The organism is Caulobacter segnis (genome assembly GCF_031454995.1).
In the GTDB taxonomy this organism is placed as follows: domain Bacteria; phylum Pseudomonadota; class Alphaproteobacteria; order Caulobacterales; family Caulobacteraceae; genus Caulobacter; species Caulobacter segnis_E.
This window is the reverse complement of sequence record NZ_JAVDRV010000001.1, coordinates 1,267,717-1,287,279: the sequence shown is the minus strand read 5'-3', so window position 1 is coordinate 1,287,279 and position 19,563 is coordinate 1,267,717. Positions and strand designations below refer to the sequence as shown.

The window sequence follows — 19,563 nt, the reverse complement described above, 5'->3', positions numbered from 1 at the left end:
CCCGCGTCCCGGTCGGTCGCGTCGCGAACCAGGAGATGACCATGCCCGCCAATTCCCTGAACCCCGCCGCCAAGGAAGCCGACAAGGCCAAGGGCGCCACGCTGGAAGCCGTGGAGCACGCCGAACGCAGCTTCGCCGAGGCCGCCCACGCCGCTCGGATTTCCTTGACCGAGGCCGCCAAGCGCGTGGAAAAGTCCGTGGCCGAGGGTTTCGACACCCTGCGCGCTCAAAGCCGGGCGTATACCGACACCGCCGGCCAACAGATCGAAGAAGCTCAGCGCTATGTGTCCGAGCGGGTTCGTGAACGTCCGATCGCCGCCACGCTGGCCGGCGTCGGCGTTGGCCTCCTGATCGGTCTTCTGATCGCCGGCGGCCGTAGCAACAACCGGTGATGTTCGAGAAAACCCTCATGACCCTGGCGGCGGCCGCGGCGATCGCCGCGGCCGCCGCGGTCAGTGTCGTATCCGCCGCCTTCGCGGTGTATGCGATCCTCCTACCGCTTGTCGGCGCGGCGGGCGCCTCGGCCATTGTCGCCGCGGTCGCCGCCTTGATCGTCGCCGTCGCCGGCATGATCGCCGCTCGCAAGGCCGAGAACCGCCGAACGAGCTATCAAGAGATCCCACAGGGCGGCTTCGACCTCACCGGCAAGGTGGTCGATATCGTGCGGGAGCGCCCGCTGATGTCGTTGGGCATCGGCTTGGCGGCGGGGATCATCGCGCTCAAAAATCCCACCCTCACCGCCTCGCTGGCCAAGGCCTTCTTGGACCCCAAGCCCCCCCAGCGCTGAAGCCCGATGAGAAACAAGGTGCCGCCGCCAGGGAGGTCTGGTGGCGGCGATGTCTTGTAAGGGGCGGGAAACCCCAAATTTCAAAGGGAATCTATCTCTAAAATTTGACCAAGATCATGCGTGTGGCGACTTACACTTTCGCGCCGACGCCTCTAGATGCCACCTCGCGTTCCCGCTCCTCCCTTCATGGGAACGCCTTCCCATGGAGTGAACATGTACAAGCTGCCGGACCTGCCCTACGCCTATGACGCGCTGGAACCGACCATCTCGGCCAACACGCTCCACTTCCACCATGACAAGCACCACGCGGCCTACGTCACGGCTCTGAACGGGCTGCTGAATGGCGACGACAAGGGCTCGCTGGAAGCGGTCATCAAGTCCGCTGGTCCGGGCAAGGTGTTCAACAACGCGGCTCAAGCCTGGAACCACGCGTTCTTCTGGGACGGCATGAGCCCGACCAAGACCGCTCCGGGCGCCGAGCTCGCCGCCGCCATCGACAGCACCTTCGGCGGCCTGGCCGAACTGAAGGAAAAGTTCGTCGCCGAAGGTATCGGCCACTTCGGTTCGGGCTGGGTGTGGCTCGTCTCGGACGCTTCGGGCGCGCTGAAGATCATCTCGACCCACGACGCCGAGAGCCCCGTCACCCAAGACCTGACGGCCCTCCTGGTCGCCGACGTGTGGGAGCACGCCTACTATCTGGACTACCAGAACCTGCGGAAGGCCTTCCTCGAAGCCTTCTTCGACAACCTGGCCAACTGGACCCTGGCCGACAGCCAATACGCCGCCGCCAAGGCCGGCGCCCAGGGCTGGGCCTACCCGGCTCCCGAATAGCTCGGCCATCCGGAACGTCCGGCGCGCCGGACGCGTTGTCCCCAAGCGAGGCCATAGGGTCTTGATAATGGACAAACCGTCCCGGCGATCCGCCGGACCAATCCGGAGAGGCCAATGCTGAATTGGGCCCTGACCTTCCTGGTGATCGCCCTGATCGCCGCCCTGCTGGGCTTCACCAGTATCGCGGGCGCGGCGATGGGGATCGCCAAGATCCTGTTCTATGTCTTCCTGATCCTGTTCCTGGTGTCGCTGGTAAGCCACCTGTTCAGGGGACGCCGCGCTCCCTAATCGAGACGCCAGGACGATCCAGACGGCGCGGCTTCGGCCGCGCCGTTTTTCGTTTCAGCGCCGGTCGAACGCCCAGCTGCGCCAGACGTCGAAGCGGCCGCGCTCATAGGCGAGCGCCTTCACGCGGACGCAGCCTGGATCCACTTCGACCAAGTTGAAGCCCGGCGCCGCGCCGCGTTCGCGCAGGGATAGGGTGCCGGAACCGACGATCTGAGTCTTGCCATCGCCGAATGGAATGGCGGTGACGAACGGCAGGTGGATGTGCCCCGACAGCACGACGTCGGCGCCAGCCTGAACAAATTGGTTGGCGGCGTCGACGCCGCCGCGAACCCTGGCGGTCATCGGTCCCCCCAGCACCTCCATCAGCGGATGATGGCAAACCACAACCTTGAGGTCCGACGCGGGAGCGGCTTCCAGGTCGCCGCGGACTCGGCGGATCTGGCTCCGAGACACCGCGCCCTTCGACCAGTTCCAACGCAGCTGCGCGGCGCGGGCCGTGTTGAGCGAGGTAATGGTGATCCCCGGTCCTCGCCATGCGGCGCCGTCCTCCGGGCCAAACCGGTCTCTGAACCGCCGCCATGGCCGGCTAAAGCGGGTGTAAAGCTCGCGGGGCCCCACGAAAGGCGTGTCGTGATTGCCGGGGACGACAAGCCTCGGGCTGGAAAACCGTGAAAGCCAAGCCGCCGCCGCGTCGAACTCCGGCGTCTTGCCGTCCAAGGTCAGGTCGCCAGCCACCACGACGAGATCCGGCGCCTCGTCCTCGATGCGATGCGCGGCGGCCTCCATGGCCTCGCGGTTCTCGCCACCGAAATGGATGTCCGAAATCTGGACCAGCTTCATGCGGGGGGGACCAGGGCGCGGAAGGCTTTGGGGCGGAAACGGATCGAAACGTTCGAGTCGAAACGGGCGGGTTCGCCATCGAGGATCGCCGGAATGCGTCCGCCCGCCCAGACGCTCCCCGTTCGGCATCTGCCGACGGACACGGATGGGTCGTCGCGCCACTGGCCGCGCGCGGCGTTAAAGCCGAGGCGGAAGACGTCCAGGGCGCTCGACGGATCCAGCGCGGCCGCTTCCAGGGCGCGCTCCTCGGCGTCCAGCGCCGTCGAGACCAGCGGACACATCAGAGTCAGCGCCTCGGCTCTCTGCTTGGGACGCCCGTCCAGGACAAAACGCAGTCGGCCCGAGAAGGCGCGTTGGAACGCCCGCCGGGCTCGCGCGATCGCCAGGTCGAAGCGACCGTCCCGAGCGGCCTCGCGCGCTGTCGCCCACAGGGCGGGGCTGCCGAGGATGGCGGCGACGAAGAACAGGCGGCCGCCCACCTCGCCGCCGGAGATCATCCGCGCTTCGCCGGCTTGGAGGCAGTCGCTCATCACCTCTTGCCAGGGGCGTTCACCGTAGATGGCGTGAGGCAACATGTTCATCGTGCCGCCGGGCAGGGGGGCGATCATCGGACCCTGGGGGCCCGCGAGCTCCGCCGCCGCTCGCGCCGTGCCGTCGCCGGCCAGAACCAGGACGGCGTCCGGCGCGGCGTCGATGACCTCTCGAAGGCGCATCTCGAGTTCACCGGTGGTTGGCGCGTGCACCCGCCCAGCGACGCCATATTCGGCGAGCAAGCGCTCGGCGATGGCTGGCGCATCGGGACCGACCGATCCCGAGGCGGTGTTGACGACGATATCGATCCGCCGCACGGGCGCCCCCTGTCTTCAGAACTCGCCGAGGCAACGGTCCTAAGCCAGCCATGGTTCCGCTTCTCGCGGAACCCTCCCGGACGGTGGCCGTTTGCTGCGCAGGGGACAAGCTCGGAACGGAGAGCCAAGATGAAGATGACCATGATCGCCCTGATGGGCGTGGGTGTGCTCGCCGCGGCGTGCACCTCGACCGGCAATGTGGAACGCAACGCCGCCGGCGGCGCGGCGCTCGGCGCGCTCGCCGGCGCGGTGATCGGCAACAACGTCGGCGGCGGCAGCGCTAGCACCGGCGCGGCCGTTGGCGCGGCGCTGGGCGGCACCGTGGGCGCGGTCAAGGGCTGTCGCGAGGACGGCGGCTGCGGCGCGAACTCGGTCAATCGCCGCCAGTATTACGACGAGCGCGCGGGTCGCTATTATTACTATGACTCCCGCAGCGGTCGTTACTATTGGGAAGACGGCGCTCCCCGCTACTAGGCGGTGGACGTCACGCTCATTTCGAAAGGCGATCGGCGGTGCCGGTCGCCTTTTTCGTATTCGCGCAAATGGAGGAGGGAAGCCATGAAGACGACGAGAGTCACGATCCTGATCGGCGCTGTTCTGGCGCTGACGGCCTGCGCCGAGACCGGCGGGCCGTGGAGAACCTTGAAGAGACCGGTCGCCGCGGCTGGCGCCAACTGCGCGGGCTTCACCTCGTCGATCTATTTCGATCAGGACAGCGCCGCCTTGACGCCCGAGGCGAGGATGGTGCTCGCGAACGCGCGAGCTCAGGCCCGTGGGTGCCAGGTTAGGTCCGTGAGGGTCATAGGCCTGGCTGACGCGGTTGGAGCCTCGCCCGCCAATCTCGCGCTTTCAAAACGAAGGGCCGACGCGGTGTCCGGCGCGCTCGCGGCGCATGGACTAGGCAAGGCCGATTTCGATTTGACGGCCGTCGGAGACGCTGGCGCGACGACGGTGTCAGGCGCCGCCGCGCCCCTGCGCCGACGCGCGGACATCATTTTCGATCTAACGCCCAAGGCCCGTTGAGAAAACGAAGAAAGGCGGGCCGGATAACCGGTCCGCCTAAGAGTTCGCATCAACAAAGGGGGGTGCGAAGGCGGCAGGCTGGCTCTCGCCAGCCTCAAGTCGGGGGGGGCGTCGCCGCCTTCGCGAAGATAGAAACGACGCTCCCCTGGAAGAGTTCCCGCTAGGCGCGATTTTTTTTCGCGAACGTCGTGAGCGCGCTCAAGAGGGAACGGCGGAGTTGACGGGACGTTGATTTCCCAGGCGGCGCGAAAGCCGTCGTACGAGGGGAGATGCGTCGTGATCCGGACCTATCAGGCCGAACATGGCGGAACGGCTTTTGTCCAGGCGCTCACCGAGCGTCAGCGCCGTCGGCGCGATCGGCTCCTGGCCCTGGTCGTCATCGCCGTGACCGCGATCTCCACCGCCACGGTGATGAGCTTCAATCATCGCGCCGCCGCGTTGGCGCGCGCCGATGTCACCACGTCCTGGGCTCCCTAGGACTTTTCAGGAGGTAGGACCCCATGCCCACCGACATCCACAACACGGCCGATCAGGCGCCGCCCACGTCTTCGATCAACGCGACGCGCGCTCGCCAGGGGCGCTTTGGGCGCCACATCTTCTGGATCCTCATCGTCTCGACGGTGCTGGCCGCCCTGGCCTTGTTCGGCGCCTGGAGTTTCCGCGCCGGTGACCTCGCGGCCGTGGATGACAACACGGGCGCGAACACGCCGGCGGAAGCTCGCGCGGGCACCACGCCGCAACAGCCGGCGCGCCAGACCCCCTAACCAGACACCCTAAAGCGCCATGGGTCGCGCGTGCTCGCGGCCAAATAAAAACGGCCTCCCAATCGGGAGGCCGTTCTCATCATTCGATCCGCGAGCGTCAGGCGGCCTTGCGCGTACGCCGAGGGTGGAAGAACAGGGCCTGACCGATCGCCGCCTTCACCGTTTCCGGCTGGAACGGCTTGGTGATCAGGAACGTGGGCTCGGGACGCTCCCCCGTCAGCAGCCGCTCCGGGAAGGCCGTGATGAAGATGACCGGAACGTCCAGGCGGCCAAGGATGTCCTTCACCGCGTCGATGCCCGAGGAGCCGTCCGCCAGCTGAATGTCGGCGAGCACGAGACCGGGCGTGCGGCGAGCGACCGCCTCCACGGCTTCGCCACGCGTGGCGGCGATATCGGTGACGTCATGACCCAGTTCGCGAACGAGCGCCTCGATGTCGGCCGCGATCACAGGTTCGTCCTCGATGATGAGCACTTCGGTGGCCAGTTCAGCGTCGATCTCGGCTTGGGCGTCGGCGATAAGTCGCTCGATCTCGCCGAAGTCGCAGCCCAGGATCTGCGCGGCTTCGGTCGGGGTGAAGCCCTCCAGAGCCGTCAAAAGAAAAGCCTGGCGCGACCGGGGCGCGATGCGCATCAGGCGCTGCGCCGCGTCATCCGCGGAGCTCACGCTTTCATCGCGCCGAGCCTCGAGCTGAGCGCCGGAGCTTAGCCAAATGGCGTGGAACACACGGTACAGCGCCACGCGGGGCGACAGGTCGTCGTCCAGCGAGCGCTCTCCGGCCGCCAGCGCTTCCAAGGCCACGCGGACATAATGATCCCCGGTGGTTTGGTCGCCGGTCAGGGCGCGAGCGTAACGGCGGATGTAAGGCAGATGCGGCGCCAGCCGAGCAAGAAGACTCATGACCCCTCCCGATGCGGTGTCTCGAAAACGTTAGAACGCACAGTCAAGCTGCGCCGTTCCGTCGAAGCTCGATAACGCCTCCTCAACAGACCGGTTCCGCCGGTCGAGGATTTTTGCCATCTTATGCCCAAGCTTATGGAACCCGATACGGAAAAGCACGTTGTCATTCGGCGGAAAGACATTCGGCCAAAGGGGGCGGACGCCGATGCACTTCGGTGTCGAGGACATGATCGAACACGTACCCATGGAAGACAAACGCAAGAGCGCCGCGGCGCTTGACGAGGCGCGTCTGCGCCAACAGGCCATCGGCGTGAAGCTGCGCCAGATGTTCGACGAGGTCGTCAACGAACCTGTTCCTGACGAATTCCTCGATATTCTGCGCAAGGCAGAGCCGCCGGCGGGAGGCCAATAACGATGGCCGAGGAAAAAGTGGGGCGTTCGGCGCCCGATCCGGCGCGCGACGCTCTGTTCAAGCGCGAGCTGGTCACCCTCATCCCGCATCTGCGCGCCTTCGCCCGCACCCTGACGGGCGATCCGACCGCCGCCGACGATCTGGCGCAGGACGCCATGATGAAGGCGTGGGACGCGCGCGCCAGCTTCCAGTTGGGCACCAACATGAAGGCCTGGACCTTCATGATCCTGCGCAATCAGTTTTATTCCGAGAAGCGTCGTAGCTGGCGCCAAAGTCAGCTCGATCAGGAGGCCGCCGAGCGGACCCTGGTCGCCGTGGACGACCCGGAGGCGCCCGTCGCGTTGGACGAGCTCCGCCTGGGTCTGGCCATGCTGCCCGCCGAGCAGCGGGAAGCGCTGATACTCGTGGGCGCTGGCGGTTTCGCTTACGAAGAGGCGGCTGACATCTGCGGCTGCGCCGTCGGCACGGTGAAGAGCCGCGTCAGCCGCGCTCGTCGCGCCCTGCAGGCCATTCTAGAGGCGGGCGCTTATGACCGCGATGGCGCGGCCGCCGGAGATGCGATGCACGCCATCCTGGCCGACGCGGAGCGGTTGAGCTCTCTGCGGTGAATGTGTTCGCCGGCCACGCCGCGCGGGCCGTCACGTCCATCCGCGTTCGCCTCGCCATCGCCCTGTGCGTGGCGCTCTTGCCTGTGCTCATCCTCGGCGGCATGCAGTCGATTTTCGCGTTTCGCGCGGAAGCCGACTCTCGCCGCCAGAGCTTGGAACTGGCGGCGGGGCGCAGCGCGGCGATCGCGCGCGCGCGCATCGAGGCCGCTGGCGTGCTTCTGCAGACCCTGGGCCCTCGTTCGGTGGGCCTGGAGTGCGCCCAGCGCTTGGCCGATGTCCGGGCGAGATTGCCAGGCTACGCCAATCTGATCCGCTTTGACTCTCGCGGTCGCGTGGCCTGCGCCGCCGCTACGACGCCCTATGATCCGCAACGCGGCGCGCGGACTTGGTTCCAGTCCTTGAGGGGCGGGGCGACTCTCGTCGTGGCCGCCAATCCAGGGGCGACCTACGCCAACGAGCCGTCGGTCCTGGCGGCGGTTCGCGCGGGCTCTCCGGAAGAGTTCGAAGGCGCCATGGCCGCGGTCCTGACGCTTGACGATTTAAAGGTGGAGACCGCGAACCGTTTCCTGCCCGGCGGAGCGGAAGTGGCGCTGGCCGACTCGAACGGCCGCGTCTTCGCCGCCACCGATCCAGCGGCTTTTGGCGCGCCGCCGAGCGGCTGGCGCGAGGAGGCCGCGCGGCGCGGCGCGGCGTTGTGGACCGCGCGCGACGGGCAGCGCCGGGACAGGACCTTTTCGGCCGCGCCCTTGGTCAATGACGACGTGTTCGTCATCCTGTCGGCGCCGGCGCCGCGACTGCTGTCTTGGGCCTGGATCAACCCGATCTCACGCCTCTTCCTGCCGCTCCTGGCGTTCGTGCTCGGCTTGGGCGCCGTCTGGTTCACCGCGGAGCGAGGCGTCATCCGCTGGATCGTCTATCTGCAACGCGTGGCGGCGATCTACGCCCGTGGGCGCTTCACGGTGCGGCCTCTGCAAGCCGAACGCGCCCCGCCGGAAATCCGGGAGTTGGCCGCCACCCTCGACGCCATGGCGGGCGCGATCGTGGCCCGGGACGCCTCGCTGATGGACAGCCTGGCGGAGAAGGACGCGCTCATGCGCGAGATCCATCACCGCGTGAAGAACAACCTGCAGATCATCACGTCGCTGTTGAACATGCAGCAACGCGCCCTGGCCGACCCCGCGGCGAAGGCGGCGATGAACGACACGCGCCAACGGATCACGGCCCTGGCCCAGATCTATCGGGCGCTCTATCAGGGCCCCGATCTGAAGCGGGTGGATCTGCGTCCGTTCCTCGAGGAGCTCACCGCTCAACTGCTGGCGAACGACATGGGAACGTCCAGCCTCGTTCGCACCGAGGTCCACGCCGACCCGCTGGTCATCGATCCCGATCGCCTGGCGCCCATCGCCCTCTTCGCGGTCGAGGCGATCACGAACGCTCAGAAGCACGCCTTTGGGCCGGCGGGCGGAACCCTACGGGTGGGCTTCCATGTTCGCGGCGAAGAGGCCGAGCTTTCGATCAGCGACGATGGCCCCGGCGCGGCCGAAAGCCTGGGCGGCGGCGTCGGCCGAACGCTGATGACCGCGTTCGCCAGGCAGTTGCGAGGACAGGTCGCGTTCGAAACGCGAGAGCCCCGCGGCCTGACGGTGCGTCTTGTCTTTCCCACGCCTCAGGCGGGCGGTCTCGCCTGAATCTGAAACCTGAAATCTAGACCGGAACCGAGCTTCGCCGCTGACGTTCTTTCGGGGCGATTGTTTCACAGCCTTCCCACGATGCTGGAAGGCGAACAGCGGAGAAGACCATGCGTAAACTGGTGATCCTGGCCGCCCTCGCCGCCAGCCTGTCGGTCGCGGCCTGCAATACGGTCGAAGGCGCCGGCAAGGACGTCTCGTCGGCGGGGCGGGCCGTGACGGACACGGCCAAGGACGTCAAGAACAACTGACGTTCCTGGAGCGATGGAGTTGGAGGCCCGCTGGAAACAGCGGGCCTTTTTCTTTCAATCATCTCGGAGTATTTCCGCGGCGAAATCCTGAACCGCTGGCCAGAGACACGCCTGAAAAACAGCCGGTGGATCGTAGTCCCTCTGATAGAGGGATGTGGCGTTTGTCGAGCGGCGCTGTTTTCATTCATAGCGGCTGGCGGTGTTCCAGCACCTACATATGGCATCGCTTTCGAGCCGTGCCGGACGTTCGAGCCTATTACGAGCCTTGGCACGAGCAGTTGGCGCGTCTGACCGCTGAGACGATCGGGGCTGAAACACCTGACAATAGCGGCCTGCGGCATCCCGGCGGGAGCGAACCCTACCTAAAGGAGTTCGCGGTTGTCCTCGACCCGGCGGGCGGTGTCCGAGGCTTTGACGCCGGTTTCGCGCTGGACCGCTTCTGGATCGAGCCCGAGGCCAGCGACCTGGCCCAGCAGGCTTATGTCGAAGGCTTGATCGACGCGGCGCGGAGTCGAGGGGAAACGCCCTTGCTGGCTTGCTGCCGCACGCTTGGGCGCGCGGGATGGCTCAGGAAGCGGTTTGGCGGATTCCATATCGTGCTGGTGCGCGACCCCGTGCAGCAATGGCTGTCGTTCTACTCGCTCCGCCGCCGTCCTAGACCCACCTATTTCGAGCTGTGCCACTACGTGTTGCTTTCCGAAATGGACGGATGGCGAGACGCCGCCGAGCGGATTCTTGGCCGGCGTTTCGATGGCGTCGGACCGCTATCCCAGCGCTTGTCGGCCGTGCGTCGGGCGTTCAAGCGCCGTCCGGCCAGCCTGTCCTTCCAAGCCTTCCTCGCCGTCTGGCTGGCGTCGCTCCTCAAGGCCTTGCCGCACGCCGATCTCGTGATCGATGTCGATCGGCTGGCGCGCGACCAGGCCTATGCGCGTGAGATCGAGGCCGCCATCGCGGAGGGCTGCGGGCTGGCGCCCGATTTTTCCGACTGTCGCGCCCCGGCGCCGCACTGGGCGGCCCCGCCCATCGAATGGCGGAGGGCGGCGCGCGCGGTGGTGGAAGTCATGGGCCTGCGCGAAGCCATTGTCGGCCCCGGAGCGCCGCCGATCCTGTTTCGCAAGCTCGCGCCCGCCTTCGCGGCGCTTCCGCCGACCAAGGTCGGGATCATGGCGCGGATGATCGAGATCCTTGCCAGCTTGACCGGGGGCGTGGCCCTGGCGCGCCCGCGGGGTAAGCTCCGAAAGGCCTAGGTTCTAGGCCGCGACGGCGCTTCCGATGCTCGGGTCGCGCAGATAGAGGCCGGCCCCGCCGGGGGCGGCGACGAGGATATCGTTGAGTTCGGAGACGTCGTCCTCGGGATCCAGAACCAGAACGCCGTCCGTCGCCAGTCGGGCCGCCAGACCGCGGACGACCTTGCCACGCAGCGCCGGGACCATGTTGCGCAGGACGTTGCGCAGCAGGATCACGTCGAAGACGCCGAGCGCCGACAGGTCGGACAGCAGATTGATCCGCCGCCAGCGCACCATCTGGCGGATGCGGGGCGAGATCGTCCAGGTGTCGTCCTGGTTCTCGAAATACTTGACGAGCATGCGTATCGGCAGCCCTCGCTGGACCTCGAACTGGGTGTAGAGGCCGCTCTGGGCCTTCTCCAGACACCGTTCGGAGAGGTCCGAACCGAAGAACTCGAACCGCGCGCCCGGGGCGAGTCCGGTCGCCTCGGCGGCCGCCATGGCGACGGAATAGACTTCCTGCCCGGTGGCGCAGGCGGCGCTCCATATCCGCAGCGGCGCCTCGCGACGGTGGGAGAGCGATGGCAACACGCCATCACGAAGGGCCGCGAAAGCCTCCCGTCCCCGGAAGAAGGTCGTCTCGGTGCGGCAAAGCGATTCCACGACCGCCCAGATCAGCCTTTCCTCTCGTTTGGCGCGCAGTTCGTCGATCAGGGCCTCGATGCTCTCGAAGCCCTCGCGCCGCGTCAGCGGAGTCAGGCGGCTCTCGACGAGGTAGGGCTTTTCGACCTCGACCCGCACGCCGGCGCGGGCGCGTCCAAGCGCCGCTAGGAGGTCGATGTGTTCGGGGGTCACAGAAGACCCGCCTCGGCGAACTTCGCCTGGATGATGTCGCCGTCGAACGGCTTCATGATGTACTCGTCCGCGCCGGCGTCGAGCGCCTCGCGGATGCGGTCGATGCTGTTTTCAACCGTGCAGAAGATGACCTTCGGCGTATCACCCCCGCGCTCCTTGCGGAGGTGGCGCAGGAATTCCAGGCCGTTCATCACCGGCATGTTCCAGTCCAGCAGCACGGCGTCGGGCATGGCCGCGCGACACCAGGCCAGAGCCTCCATGCCATCGGAAGCCTCGGCGATGTCGAAGCCGATGTCCTCGAGGACTCGGCGGGCGACCTTGCGGATCACCCGGCTGTCGTCGACCACCAGGCAGGTCTTCACGGCGTGCTCCAATCCAGAGGACCACCATGAGGGCTTCTGGTTAAGGAGCGGTTTGCCGCATTTCGACGGGAGATGAAGATCTAGGCCGGCACCCAGGCGGCGATCGAGGCGCGGTCCTCGCCCACCTCGCACGCGATCTGCCCGCCCGCGGCGCGGACAAGGGCGTTCAGATAGGCCGCCTGGACCCACGGGCCGCCCAGGCCCTCGGCCAACGGCTCGCCCTTCAGGCCAGCGAGCACCTCGGGGCGAAGGCGGGCGCGAGGACCGATCGCCTCGGCGATGATCGAGAAGCGGCCATCGGCGGCCACGCCCTTGACCGTCGCCACGCCGCCGGCGGGCAGGGCGCTGGCGGCGATCTGGGCGATGTTGAGCACGGCCCGAGCGGACGGCTTGTTCATCGCCTGAGACTCGATCGCCCAGTTCAAGGTCGGACGCACGTGGGCGAAGACGCCCTGCGCCAGCTTCTCCAGTTCGCGGCTGTCGAAGTTCTCGGCCGAGGCCGAGGCGCCAAAAGCCACGCGCGTGAACTGCAGGAGGTCCGCCAGCTTGCGCGCGGAGGAGGCGATCAGGTTCATGGCGTCGTCGCGCATGTCCTGAGCGGACGGATCTTCCAGTAAATCCAGGCCCGAGACGATGGCGCTGGCCGGGCTGATGAAGTCGTGGCACAGCCGCGCGGCCAGCATGGCGGCGAAGTCTGGGCCCTGCACGTCCGCTTGGGGGGACGTCGGGGGCGCGGAGACGGTCTCGGGGACGATATCGGTCATGGCGGCGGACTTTGCCGTGATTTGAGGCTTTGGCAAACTGGCCCAAGCCTCTACAGGAAGGCCGTTATGGATCCGTTTCTAGAGCCGGGCGTCCTGGTGCGCCACCCCGACCAGCCCGACTGGGGCTTGGGGCAGGTTCAGTCCGTGATCGGACATCGGGTCACCGTCAATTTCGAAGAGGCGGGCAAGCGGACGATCGACGGTCGGCGTGTCCGGCTGGAGTTCGTCGGCGACGACCCTCGAGGACAGGCATGAGCGATACCGCGACGACCGAAAATCTGGCCGACTGGGGTCGCGCCCTGGCCCGGATCACCGAAGAGGCCGCGACGGTCATCCTGCCATTCTGGAGAACCGAGCTCGCCGTGGCCCAAAAGGCCGACGAGAGTCCTGTCACCGAGGCCGATCGGGCCGGCGAGCGCCTGATCCTGCGACGCCTGGCCGAGGCGTTTCCAGATGTCACCGTCATCTCGGAGGAGCACGCCAGCGAGTTCGGGACGCCCGACGCCATCGGGTCGCGTTTCTTCCTCGTTGACCCCGTCGACGGCACCAAGGCCTTCGTACGCGGCGACCTGAACTTCACGGTGAATATCGGCCTAATCGAGAACGGGCTTCCAGTCGCCGGCGCGGTCTGCGCCCCGGCCACGGGCGAGATCTGGTACACCACCGCCGAGGGCGCGATGAAGCGCACGGGTCCCGACGCCCCGGAAGCGCCGGCTCGCGTCAGGCCCTGGCCGACCGGTCAAGCCTTGGGCTTGATCAGTCACACGATGCGCGAGGAAAAGGCCACCGAGCTGGCCGCGGAATATGGGTTCGACCTCCGCACGGCGATGGATTCCTCGATCAAGATGTGCCGGATCGCCGAAGGTTCGGCCGACATCTATCCGCGCCATGGCCCGACGTCCGAATGGGACACCGCCGCCGCCCACGCGGTGCTGGTCGCGGCCGGCGGAAGCTTCACCCAACCCGACGGCTCGCCCTTCACCTATGGCAAGGCGGATCAGGGGTTCCGTAATGGTTGGTTCGTGGCGCGCGGCGGCGCGGCTTGAACCAAATCATTGGCCGTGCTGCTGTCCGGCGAAGTTTTGGCTCTTAACGGATCGATCGCATGGCCCGCCGTCTCGCCTTGATCACCGGCGCCTCCGCCGGCATCGGCGCCGCCTCCGCCCGCATCTACGCCAGCCATGGCTATGACGTGGTTCTGACCGCGCGTCGCGCCGACCGTCTCGAGGCCCTGGCGGCCGAGATCAAGCTACGGTCTGGCGGCGAAGCCTATGTGGTCGCCGCCGACCTCGCCGAACCGACCGGTGTCGACACGGTGCTCGCCGCGGTGGCCGAGCAAGGGCGGGTGGTGGACGCGCTGATCAACAATGCCGGCTATGGCTTGCCGGGAACCTATGCGGCGACGAGCTGGGCGGACCAGGCGACCTTCCTGCGGGTGATGCTGACCTCCGTCTGCGAAATGACCCACAAGGTGCTGCCGGGCATGGTCGAGCGGCGGTTTGGCCGGATCACCAATGTCGCCTCGCTGGCGGGTCTGGTCCCTGGCGCGGCGGGGCACACGCTGTACGCGGCGACCAAGGGGTTCCTCGTGAAGTTCTCCCAGAGCTTGCATCTGGAGAACCTGTCGACGGGCGTGCATGTCAGCGCGCTCTGCCCGGGCTTCACCTATTCGGAATTCCACGACGTCAACGGCACCCGCGCCCAGGTCAGTCAGGGCGTGCCGGAGTGGATGTGGCTGGGCGCGGACGAGGTCGCGGCGGCGGGGTACGAGGCGGCCGAGGCCAACCGTCCGATCTGCGTGCCGGGCTCGCCGAACAAGGCCATCGCCGCCGTCGCCAAGCTGCTGCCGGACGATTGGGCCCTGGCGCTGATGGCCAACCAGGGCGGCCGGTTCCGCAAGGTCTGACGCGCCGCGGCGCCTGGTCCTTTTGGAAAACCGGCTCGGACCTGCTATATGTCCGCCCGCACCCCGAAGATCCGGACATCCCCTTGAGCGTCACCCTCGACCTGTCGCGCGTCTCGTCCGACGCCGCGCCCGCAACCTCCGTCACCAAGCCGCTGGTCAACCTGTCGGGCCTCACGCGCCCGCAGCTGGTCGCCGCCCTGGTCGAGAGCGGCGTGGTCGAGCACGGCAAGGCCAAGATGCGGGCGACCCAGATCTTCCGCTGGATTCACCATCGCGGCGTCACCGATTTCGCGGCCATGAGCGATGTCGCCAAGGAAACCCGCGCGCGTTTGGCCGAGGCCTTCACGATCGCCCGGCCTGAGATCGTCGAGCGTCAGGTCAGCCAGGACGGCACCCGTAAATGGCTGATCCGCATGGCGCCGGGCATCGAGGTCGAGAGCGTCTTCATTCCGGGCGTCGGCCGCGCCGGCGCCCTGTGCGTCTCCAGCCAGGTCGGCTGCACCCTGAACTGCAGCTTCTGCCATACCGGCACCCAGCCGCTGGTCCGCAACCTGACCACGGCCGAGATCGTCGCCCAGGTGCAGGTCGCCAAGGACGATCTGGACGAATGGCCTTCGGACAAGGAAGACCGCAAGCTCTCGAACATCGTGTTCATGGGCATGGGCGAGCCGCTCTACAATCTGGGCCAGGTCGCCGACGCGATCGAGATCATCAGCGACAACGAGGGCATCGGCATCTCGCGTCGTCGGATCACCGTCTCGACCTCGGGCGTCGTGCCGATGCTGGAGAAGCTGGGCTCGACGACCCAGGCCATGCTGGCGATCAGCCTGCACGCCACCAACGACGCCCTGCGCGACGTGCTGGTGCCTCTGAACAAGAAGTATCCGATCGCCGAGCTTATGGCCGGTATCCGCGCCTATCCGGGCCTGTCGAACGCCCGTCGCGTCACGTTCGAGTACGTGATGCTGAAGGGCGTCAACGACAGCCCCGAGGAAGCCCGCGCCCTCGTCAAGCTGATCAAGGGCATCCCGGCCAAGATCAACCTGATCCCGTTCAATCCGTGGCCTGGCAGCGACTATCAGTGCTCGGACTGGGCGACGATCGAGGCCTTCGCCGCCATCTTGAACAAGGCCGGCTATTCCTCGCCGATCCGCACTCCGCGTGGCCGCGACATTCTCGCCGCCTGCGGCCAGCTGAAGAGCGAGAGCGAGAAGGTCCGCGCGTCGGCGCTGCGCAAGCTGTCGCTCGCGGCGATGGCCGGCGTGCTCAGCGAGGATGACGACGAGGCGGCTTAAGCCTCTTCGCCTTCCTCGACCCTCTTCTTCAGTCGGCTGAGCATGCTCGCCGCATAGGCCGCGTAGGGACCAATCCAGCGCTCGTGGATGGCGTGGATCGGCAGGGCGTCCAGGTGGTTCCACCGCTCTCGCCCGCGGCGGTCGGCGACAACCAGGCCGGCTTCTTCCAATACGCCGAGGTGCTGCATCACCGTGCAACGGTCCAGCGTGGGGAAGCGGGCGCACAGCATCCCGGTGGTCAGGGACTCGGCCTTCAACAGATCCAGCATGGCGCGACGGACGCGATGTCCCAGCGCCTTGAAGATCAGGTCGGCCTCGTCTTCGTTTGACATGTTATAAAATTATAACATATTGTCCTCGGCAGCAAGGATGGAGGCGTCCCATGGCGCACGAATTCACGGTTGGCGGCCGCATCGCCCGCCCGGTGGCCGAGGTGTTCGAGGCCGTGGCCGACCCCAGGAAGCTCTCGGGCTACTTCACCACGGGCGGCGCGAAGGGCCGGCTTGAAACCGGCGCCGTCGTCACTTGGGATTTCCACGACTTTCCCGGCGCCTTTCCGGTCGATGTGGTGGAGGTCGTCCAGAACGAGAGGATCGTGCTCCGCTGGGGGTCTCCAACGGGCGACACGACGACCGTCACCATGACCTTCTCCGATACCGGCGATGGTCGGACCCTCGTCCGCATCCATGAGACAGGCTGGCGGGAGACGACGGAGGGCGAAAAGGCCGCGTTCGGCAATTGCGAGGGCTGGACTGGCATGCTCTGCGCCCTGAAGGTCTTCGTCGAGCACGGCCTGAATCTCCGCGACGGATTCTACAAGTAGTTCGTCGATGCACGCGCCCCCTACGCAAGCCTTGGCCTGCCGTGTTAGTCAGTGAGCCGCACCTTTCCGGGGGTAGTTCGCGTCCATGCCGTCCCAGCTCCAGTCGCCCGAGGTCCAGGCTTTCGCCACGGGCTTCCCGATCACCCTGCTGCACGCGGGCGTGACGCTGATCATGCTGATCCTGGGCGCGACGCTCTACGCGCTCATGACGCCGCACAAGGAGATCACCCTGATCCGCGAAGGCAACTCGGCGGCCGCCCTGTCCCTCGGCGGGGTGATGGTGGGTCTGGCGATCCCGCTGGCCGTGTCCCTGAGCGCCGCCACGTCGGTCGTCGAGATCGTGATCTGGGGCGCGGCGACGACGGCCGTGCAACTGCTCGTCTTCCGCTGCACTGACATGGTGCTGAAGGGCCTTCCCGAGCGCATCAACGACGGTGAAATCTCGGCCGCCGCCTTGCTGGTCGGGGCGAAGCTGAGCACGGCCCTGATCCTAGCCGCCGCCGTGGCGGGCTGAGCGGGCGCGGAGCGTCCTGGTGCATTTCCCCAAGCTCCCCGACTGGCTGGTCTACGCGGCGGTGGTCAGCGCTCTGCTGATCGTCGCTGTCGGCAGGCAGGAGCGATCCGACGCGCCGCCGCCGCCGCCGCCGGTGCCGGGCGAGGAAGGCCTGCCCTTGGGGCCGTCTTCGCCTTTTGATCCTTCCATCGTCGTGCAGGTGCCCGACCGGCCAGAGCCGGGATCTGGTACGGCCTTCTCGATCGGCGACGACGGCGCCTGGCTCACCGCCCGCCATGTCGTCGATGGCTGCAAGCAAGCCGCGATCGTCGTCGCCGACGGCCGGGGCGTCGCGGCCAGGGTTCATGTCGATCCGCGCGCCGACGCGGCTATCTTGACCACCGAGGGTGGCGCGCCCGCCGTGCCCTTGGGCATCGACCAGCCCCTGCGTCGGGGCGCTCGGGCCTACCATCCGGGTTTCCCTCAGGGCCATCCGGGCGAGGCGGCGTCGCGGCTGCTGGGGCGCGAAAATCTGGTGGTCCATGGTCGCGGCGCCCGCACCGAGCCGGTGCTGGTCTGGGCGGAGGTCGGGCGCACCGACACCCTGAAGGGCACGCTCTCGGGTCTGTCTGGCGCTCCGGCGCTGGACGCGGCGGGTCGGGTGATCGGCGTCACCGTCGCCGAGGCGCCGCGTCGCGGCCGTATCTACACGACCGCGCCGGAGACCCTGAAGACCCTGCTTGGCCCTCGCCGCCATCCCTCGCCCTCGGAGTTCACGCCGAGCGAGCCGATCACCACCGAGAACTATGGCCGCGTGGCCGACGGCCTTCGCCGCGATCTGCGGGTGGCCCAGGTGGTGTGCCTGGGAGTCTAGGCCTGAGCCGGCGTCTCGTCTGGCTTCTGGCGGGACGCGACCATGAACGACAGCACGATCGCCACCACGCCGATCAACGCGGTGTAGATGAAGAAGGCCGTGTAGCCCGCGGCGAGCGCCGGGGCGCTGACGCCCAGCTTCGCCCCGGCGGCGGTGAAGCTCTCGGGCGGGAGGCGCGTGAACAGGCTCTTCAGCATGCCGATCGGCCCGCCCTGTTCGGCCGCCCGGGCCGAAGCTTCGACGATGCGTCCCGACTGCGAGGCCACCAGCTTGCCCGGCAGAGCGTAGAGGGACGAGAACAGGGCGTATTGGGTCGCCGTGAAGCCCGCCGACGTCAGGCTCGACATGTAGGCGATCAGGGCCGTGCCGGCGACGCCGCCGGCCACGTTGTCCAGGCAGATCGAGATAAACAGCATGGGGATGTTGTGGCCGCTCATGGCCAACAGGGCGAACATGAGGTTGCTGATCGGCTGGGCGAAAGCGCCAATCACGAGCGCCTTCATGAGGCCTAGCCTCGCGACGACCACGCCGCCCAGGAACACCCCGACCATCGACGCGATGATGCCGAACACCTTTCGAATCTCGGCGATCTCGGTCAGCGAGAAGCCCATGTCCCGGTAGAATGGGTTCATGATGTTCAGCACGAAGTCGGAGACGCGGTAGACGCAGATGGCGGCCAGGATCAGGCCGGCGACGCCTTTGAATCGGGTGAGAAATTCGCCCAGGGGTTCGCCGAACGCCTTCGACATGTAGACGCCGGGCTTGGTGCGCACCTTGGGAATGGGCCAGGCCGCGATCACGACGATGCCCAGGCCCACGGCCACGCCGAGCAACTGCAGCCAGACGCCGTTCGGTTTCGCGGTCCAGGCCTCCGCCAGCGCTTCGCCTCCGACGAGCTTGGAAAGAAGGGTGGCGTCGCCTGCGAGGCCCGATCCCAGCGCCAAGGCGCCGATCAGCAGGATCGCCAGACGCGCTAGCCACTCAGCGATTTCCAGCGCCTTGGGTTGCTTGACGTCGCCGGTGGGAATGGGGCGGATGGTGTGTTCGGCTTCGCGGGGCGCGCAGAGCGTGGCCAGCAGGCCGACACCGACCACCACGCCCATGACCGCGTAGGAGATGTTCCAACCATAGCGTTCCGCGAGCAGAAGCGGGACGGCGCCGGCCGCGATCATCGCCACCCGGAAGCCCCACTGGTAGGCGACGACCATCGGTCCTTGCTCTTCGTCGTTGGCGACCTCGATGCGCCAAGCGTCGATGACGATGTCGTGCGATGCGGTCGCGAAGCCCACGGCGACGGCGACGGCGCCGAGCAGAGCCAGATTCGCGGCCGGGTTGAGGCCCGAGATCATCCAGAGCCCTAGGATCATCGTCGTCTGGAAGACGAGCATCCAGGCTCGGCGGTGCCCCAGAACGCCGTGCAGCACGGGAACCTTGGCGCGGTCGATCAGCGGCGCCCAAAGGAACTTGAACGAGAAGGACAGAGTGGCGAGGCTGAAGAAGCCGATCACCGCCAGCGACAGGCCCGCGTCGCGCAGCCACAGCGACAGGGTGTCGAAGATCAGCATGTAGGGCAGGCCGGATGCGAAACCGAGACCCAACATCACCAGGCTGCGCCGCTCGCCGAAGAAGGCAAGCGTCTCAAGCAGGCTCTTCTTCTCGGGCTTGGCCTTGGCGTCCTTGGTCTGCTCGGTCATGCGGCGAAATCCCAGGCGAGGGGACCGCCCTCG

At 67.2% G+C, this 19,563-nt stretch carries 28 protein-coding genes; 20 read left to right on the top strand and 8 right to left on the bottom strand.

The window, feature by feature from the left end; all coding sequences use genetic code 11:
- The first annotated feature begins 41 nt into the window (after nucleotides 1-41).
- The 4 genes from J2728_RS06040 to J2728_RS06025 all read left to right on the top strand — a co-directional run bounded on the left by J2728_RS06040 (nucleotide 42) and on the right by J2728_RS06025 (nucleotide 1,906).
- Complete coding sequence (locus J2728_RS06040) at nucleotides 42-392, top strand: hypothetical protein (protein WP_309997460.1); 351 nt, start codon at nucleotides 42-44, stop codon at nucleotides 390-392.
- Nucleotides 389-787, top strand: coding sequence for a hypothetical protein (locus tag J2728_RS06035; protein ID WP_309997459.1), 399 nt, complete (start codon nucleotides 389-391; stop codon nucleotides 785-787). The genes J2728_RS06040 and J2728_RS06035 overlap by 4 nt, the downstream gene beginning before the upstream one ends.
- 213 nt (nucleotides 788-1,000) lie before the next feature.
- Nucleotides 1,001-1,618, top strand: a complete 618-nt coding sequence (locus tag J2728_RS06030) for a superoxide dismutase (protein ID WP_309997457.1) — start codon at nucleotides 1,001-1,003, stop codon at nucleotides 1,616-1,618.
- A gap of 114 nt (nucleotides 1,619-1,732) precedes the next feature.
- Nucleotides 1,733-1,906, top strand: coding sequence for a DUF1328 domain-containing protein (locus J2728_RS06025; protein WP_013081098.1), 174 nt, complete (start codon nucleotides 1,733-1,735; stop codon nucleotides 1,904-1,906).
- Nucleotides 1,907-1,960: 54 nt separating this feature from the next.
- Here the strand turns inward: J2728_RS06025 and J2728_RS06020 are convergent, their stop codons facing one another.
- Entirely contained in the window at nucleotides 1,961-2,746 is a 786-nt protein-coding gene (locus J2728_RS06020) for a metallophosphoesterase family protein (RefSeq protein WP_309997456.1), read from the bottom strand.
- On the bottom strand, nucleotides 2,743-3,594 hold the full coding sequence (locus tag J2728_RS06015; RefSeq protein ID WP_309997454.1) for a diacylglycerol/lipid kinase family protein: 852 nt from the start codon (nucleotides 3,592-3,594) through the stop codon (nucleotides 2,743-2,745). Before J2728_RS06015 ends, J2728_RS06020 begins: the two co-directional genes overlap by 4 nt.
- A gap of 129 nt (nucleotides 3,595-3,723) precedes the next feature.
- On the opposite strand from J2728_RS06015, the gene J2728_RS06010 reads away from it, so the two are divergent.
- From J2728_RS06010 to J2728_RS05995, 4 genes are all read left to right on the top strand, one after another.
- Nucleotides 3,724-4,068 carry a YMGG-like glycine zipper-containing protein gene (locus J2728_RS06010; protein ID WP_309997453.1) on the top strand — a complete coding sequence of 115 codons (345 nt, stop codon included), beginning with the start codon at nucleotides 3,724-3,726 and terminating at the stop codon, nucleotides 4,066-4,068.
- Between the two features lie 84 nt (nucleotides 4,069-4,152).
- Complete coding sequence (locus J2728_RS06005) at nucleotides 4,153-4,617, top strand: OmpA family protein (RefSeq protein ID WP_309997452.1); 465 nt, start codon at nucleotides 4,153-4,155, stop codon at nucleotides 4,615-4,617.
- A 276-nt stretch (nucleotides 4,618-4,893) separates the two neighbouring features.
- On the top strand, nucleotides 4,894-5,094 hold the full coding sequence (locus J2728_RS06000) for a hypothetical protein (protein ID WP_309997451.1): 201 nt from the start codon (nucleotides 4,894-4,896) through the stop codon (nucleotides 5,092-5,094).
- 23 nt (nucleotides 5,095-5,117) lie between these two features.
- Nucleotides 5,118-5,381 (top strand): hypothetical protein, encoded by a 264-nt coding sequence (locus tag J2728_RS05995; RefSeq protein ID WP_309997449.1) that lies wholly within the window; start codon nucleotides 5,118-5,120, stop codon nucleotides 5,379-5,381.
- A gap of 97 nt (nucleotides 5,382-5,478) precedes the next feature.
- Here the strand turns inward: J2728_RS05995 and phyR are convergent, their stop codons facing one another.
- Nucleotides 5,479-6,279, bottom strand: a complete 801-nt coding sequence (phyR, locus tag J2728_RS05990) for an anti-anti sigma factor/receiver protein PhyR (protein WP_309997447.1) — start codon at nucleotides 6,277-6,279, stop codon at nucleotides 5,479-5,481.
- Nucleotides 6,280-6,505: 226 nt separating this feature from the next.
- Here phyR and nepR point away from each other — a divergent pair, with 226 nt between their 5' ends.
- The 5 genes from nepR to J2728_RS05965 all read left to right on the top strand — a co-directional run bounded on the left by nepR (nucleotide 6,506) and on the right by J2728_RS05965 (nucleotide 10,485).
- Nucleotides 6,506-6,691 (top strand): anti-sigma T factor NepR, encoded by a 186-nt coding sequence (gene nepR, locus J2728_RS05985; RefSeq protein WP_297512500.1) that lies wholly within the window; start codon nucleotides 6,506-6,508, stop codon nucleotides 6,689-6,691.
- A 2-nt stretch (nucleotides 6,692-6,693) separates the two neighbouring features.
- Nucleotides 6,694-7,299, top strand: coding sequence for a sigma-70 family RNA polymerase sigma factor (locus J2728_RS05980; RefSeq protein WP_099537139.1), 606 nt, complete (start codon nucleotides 6,694-6,696; stop codon nucleotides 7,297-7,299).
- Nucleotides 7,296-8,987, top strand: coding sequence for a sensor histidine kinase PhyK (gene phyK / locus J2728_RS05975; RefSeq protein ID WP_309997444.1), 1,692 nt, complete (start codon nucleotides 7,296-7,298; stop codon nucleotides 8,985-8,987). Before J2728_RS05980 ends, phyK begins: the two co-directional genes overlap by 4 nt.
- A gap of 110 nt (nucleotides 8,988-9,097) precedes the next feature.
- Nucleotides 9,098-9,238, top strand: a complete 141-nt coding sequence (locus tag J2728_RS05970) for an entericidin A/B family lipoprotein (protein ID WP_013081087.1) — start codon at nucleotides 9,098-9,100, stop codon at nucleotides 9,236-9,238.
- A gap of 236 nt (nucleotides 9,239-9,474) precedes the next feature.
- Complete coding sequence (locus J2728_RS05965) at nucleotides 9,475-10,485, top strand: hypothetical protein (protein WP_309997442.1); 1,011 nt, start codon at nucleotides 9,475-9,477, stop codon at nucleotides 10,483-10,485.
- A 3-nt stretch (nucleotides 10,486-10,488) separates the two neighbouring features.
- Here J2728_RS05965 and J2728_RS05960 read toward each other — a convergent pair whose 3' ends face one another.
- From J2728_RS05960 to chpT, 3 genes are all read right to left on the bottom strand, one after another.
- A complete protein-coding gene (locus tag J2728_RS05960; RefSeq protein ID WP_309997441.1) occupies nucleotides 10,489-11,319 on the bottom strand; it encodes a CheR family methyltransferase in 831 nt (276 codons plus the stop codon).
- Entirely contained in the window at nucleotides 11,316-11,693 is a 378-nt protein-coding gene (locus tag J2728_RS05955; protein ID WP_201723009.1) for a response regulator, read from the bottom strand. Before J2728_RS05955 ends, J2728_RS05960 begins: the two co-directional genes overlap by 4 nt.
- Before the next feature lie 68 nt (nucleotides 11,694-11,761).
- A complete protein-coding gene (gene chpT, locus J2728_RS05950) occupies nucleotides 11,762-12,445 on the bottom strand; it encodes a histidine phosphotransferase ChpT (RefSeq protein ID WP_309997439.1) in 684 nt (227 codons plus the stop codon).
- Nucleotides 12,446-12,511: 66 nt separating this feature from the next.
- Between chpT and J2728_RS05945 the strand changes: the two genes are divergently transcribed.
- The 4 genes from J2728_RS05945 to rlmN all read left to right on the top strand — a co-directional run bounded on the left by J2728_RS05945 (nucleotide 12,512) and on the right by rlmN (nucleotide 15,646).
- The gene (locus J2728_RS05945; protein WP_309997437.1) at nucleotides 12,512-12,700 is read left to right on the top strand and encodes a DUF3553 domain-containing protein; all 189 of its coding nucleotides are present in this window, start codon (nucleotides 12,512-12,514) and stop codon (nucleotides 12,698-12,700) included.
- Entirely contained in the window at nucleotides 12,697-13,491 is a 795-nt protein-coding gene (gene cysQ, locus J2728_RS05940; protein WP_309997436.1) for a 3'(2'),5'-bisphosphate nucleotidase CysQ, read from the top strand. The genes J2728_RS05945 and cysQ overlap by 4 nt, the downstream gene beginning before the upstream one ends.
- Before the next feature lie 59 nt (nucleotides 13,492-13,550).
- Nucleotides 13,551-14,351 (top strand): SDR family NAD(P)-dependent oxidoreductase, encoded by an 801-nt coding sequence (locus tag J2728_RS05935; RefSeq protein WP_309997435.1) that lies wholly within the window; start codon nucleotides 13,551-13,553, stop codon nucleotides 14,349-14,351.
- A gap of 83 nt (nucleotides 14,352-14,434) precedes the next feature.
- Complete coding sequence (gene rlmN, locus J2728_RS05930) at nucleotides 14,435-15,646, top strand: dual-specificity RNA methyltransferase RlmN (protein WP_309997434.1); 1,212 nt, start codon at nucleotides 14,435-14,437, stop codon at nucleotides 15,644-15,646.
- Here the strand turns inward: rlmN and J2728_RS05925 are convergent.
- Complete coding sequence (locus tag J2728_RS05925; RefSeq protein ID WP_309997432.1) at nucleotides 15,643-15,978, bottom strand: ArsR/SmtB family transcription factor; 336 nt, start codon at nucleotides 15,976-15,978, stop codon at nucleotides 15,643-15,645. The genes rlmN and J2728_RS05925 overlap by 4 nt on opposite strands.
- Before the next feature lie 50 nt (nucleotides 15,979-16,028).
- Here J2728_RS05925 and J2728_RS05920 point away from each other — a divergent pair, with 50 nt between their 5' ends.
- The 3 genes from J2728_RS05920 (at nucleotide 16,029) to J2728_RS05910 (ending at nucleotide 17,836) form a co-directional block, all read left to right on the top strand.
- Nucleotides 16,029-16,469: an SRPBCC domain-containing protein gene (locus tag J2728_RS05920; protein ID WP_309997431.1), complete on the top strand. Its 441-nt coding sequence runs from the start codon at nucleotides 16,029-16,031 to the stop codon at nucleotides 16,467-16,469.
- Between the two features lie 85 nt (nucleotides 16,470-16,554).
- A complete protein-coding gene (locus J2728_RS05915) occupies nucleotides 16,555-16,983 on the top strand; it encodes a DUF350 domain-containing protein (RefSeq protein WP_309997429.1) in 429 nt (142 codons plus the stop codon).
- 19 nt (nucleotides 16,984-17,002) lie between these two features.
- The gene (locus J2728_RS05910; RefSeq protein ID WP_309997428.1) at nucleotides 17,003-17,836 is read left to right on the top strand and encodes a S1 family peptidase; all 834 of its coding nucleotides are present in this window, start codon (nucleotides 17,003-17,005) and stop codon (nucleotides 17,834-17,836) included.
- Here J2728_RS05910 and J2728_RS05905 read toward each other — a convergent pair.
- Nucleotides 17,833-19,530, bottom strand: a complete 1,698-nt coding sequence (locus J2728_RS05905) for an AmpG family muropeptide MFS transporter (RefSeq protein ID WP_309997426.1) — start codon at nucleotides 19,528-19,530, stop codon at nucleotides 17,833-17,835. The genes J2728_RS05910 and J2728_RS05905 overlap by 4 nt on opposite strands.
- Nucleotides 19,531-19,563 lie beyond the last annotated feature (33 nt).

What these genes read in the sequence shown, in the direction of transcription:
- J2728_RS06040 (WP_309997460.1), top strand. Translation starts at nt 42, where the DNA reads ATGCCCGCCAATTCCCTGAACCCCGCCGCCAAGGAAGCCGACAAGGCC.
- J2728_RS06030 (WP_309997457.1), top strand. Translation starts at nt 1,001, where the DNA reads ATGTACAAGCTGCCGGACCTGCCCTACGCCTATGACGCGCTGGAACCG.
- J2728_RS06025 (WP_013081098.1), top strand. Translation starts at nt 1,733, where the DNA reads ATGCTGAATTGGGCCCTGACCTTCCTGGTGATCGCCCTGATCGCCGCC.
- J2728_RS06020 (WP_309997456.1), bottom strand. Translation starts at nt 2,746, where the DNA reads ATGAAGCTGGTCCAGATTTCGGACATCCATTTCGGTGGCGAGAACCGC.
- J2728_RS06010 (WP_309997453.1), top strand. Translation starts at nt 3,724, where the DNA reads ATGAAGATGACCATGATCGCCCTGATGGGCGTGGGTGTGCTCGCCGCG.
- J2728_RS06005 (WP_309997452.1), top strand. Translation starts at nt 4,153, where the DNA reads ATGAAGACGACGAGAGTCACGATCCTGATCGGCGCTGTTCTGGCGCTG.
- J2728_RS05995 (WP_309997449.1), top strand. Translation starts at nt 5,118, where the DNA reads ATGCCCACCGACATCCACAACACGGCCGATCAGGCGCCGCCCACGTCT.
- phyR (WP_309997447.1), bottom strand. Translation starts at nt 6,279, where the DNA reads ATGAGTCTTCTTGCTCGGCTGGCGCCGCATCTGCCTTACATCCGCCGT.
- nepR (WP_297512500.1), top strand. Translation starts at nt 6,506, where the DNA reads ATGATCGAACACGTACCCATGGAAGACAAACGCAAGAGCGCCGCGGCG.
- J2728_RS05980 (WP_099537139.1), top strand. Translation starts at nt 6,694, where the DNA reads ATGGCCGAGGAAAAAGTGGGGCGTTCGGCGCCCGATCCGGCGCGCGAC.
- J2728_RS05970 (WP_013081087.1), top strand. Translation starts at nt 9,098, where the DNA reads ATGCGTAAACTGGTGATCCTGGCCGCCCTCGCCGCCAGCCTGTCGGTC.
- chpT (WP_309997439.1), bottom strand. Translation starts at nt 12,445, where the DNA reads ATGACCGATATCGTCCCCGAGACCGTCTCCGCGCCCCCGACGTCCCCC.
- J2728_RS05945 (WP_309997437.1), top strand. Translation starts at nt 12,512, where the DNA reads ATGGATCCGTTTCTAGAGCCGGGCGTCCTGGTGCGCCACCCCGACCAG.
- cysQ (WP_309997436.1), top strand. Translation starts at nt 12,697, where the DNA reads ATGAGCGATACCGCGACGACCGAAAATCTGGCCGACTGGGGTCGCGCC.
- J2728_RS05935 (WP_309997435.1), top strand. Translation starts at nt 13,551, where the DNA reads ATGGCCCGCCGTCTCGCCTTGATCACCGGCGCCTCCGCCGGCATCGGC.
- J2728_RS05925 (WP_309997432.1), bottom strand. Translation starts at nt 15,978, where the DNA reads ATGTCAAACGAAGACGAGGCCGACCTGATCTTCAAGGCGCTGGGACAT.
- J2728_RS05920 (WP_309997431.1), top strand. Translation starts at nt 16,029, where the DNA reads ATGGCGCACGAATTCACGGTTGGCGGCCGCATCGCCCGCCCGGTGGCC.
- J2728_RS05915 (WP_309997429.1), top strand. Translation starts at nt 16,555, where the DNA reads ATGCCGTCCCAGCTCCAGTCGCCCGAGGTCCAGGCTTTCGCCACGGGC.
- J2728_RS05905 (WP_309997426.1), bottom strand. Translation starts at nt 19,530, where the DNA reads ATGACCGAGCAGACCAAGGACGCCAAGGCCAAGCCCGAGAAGAAGAGC.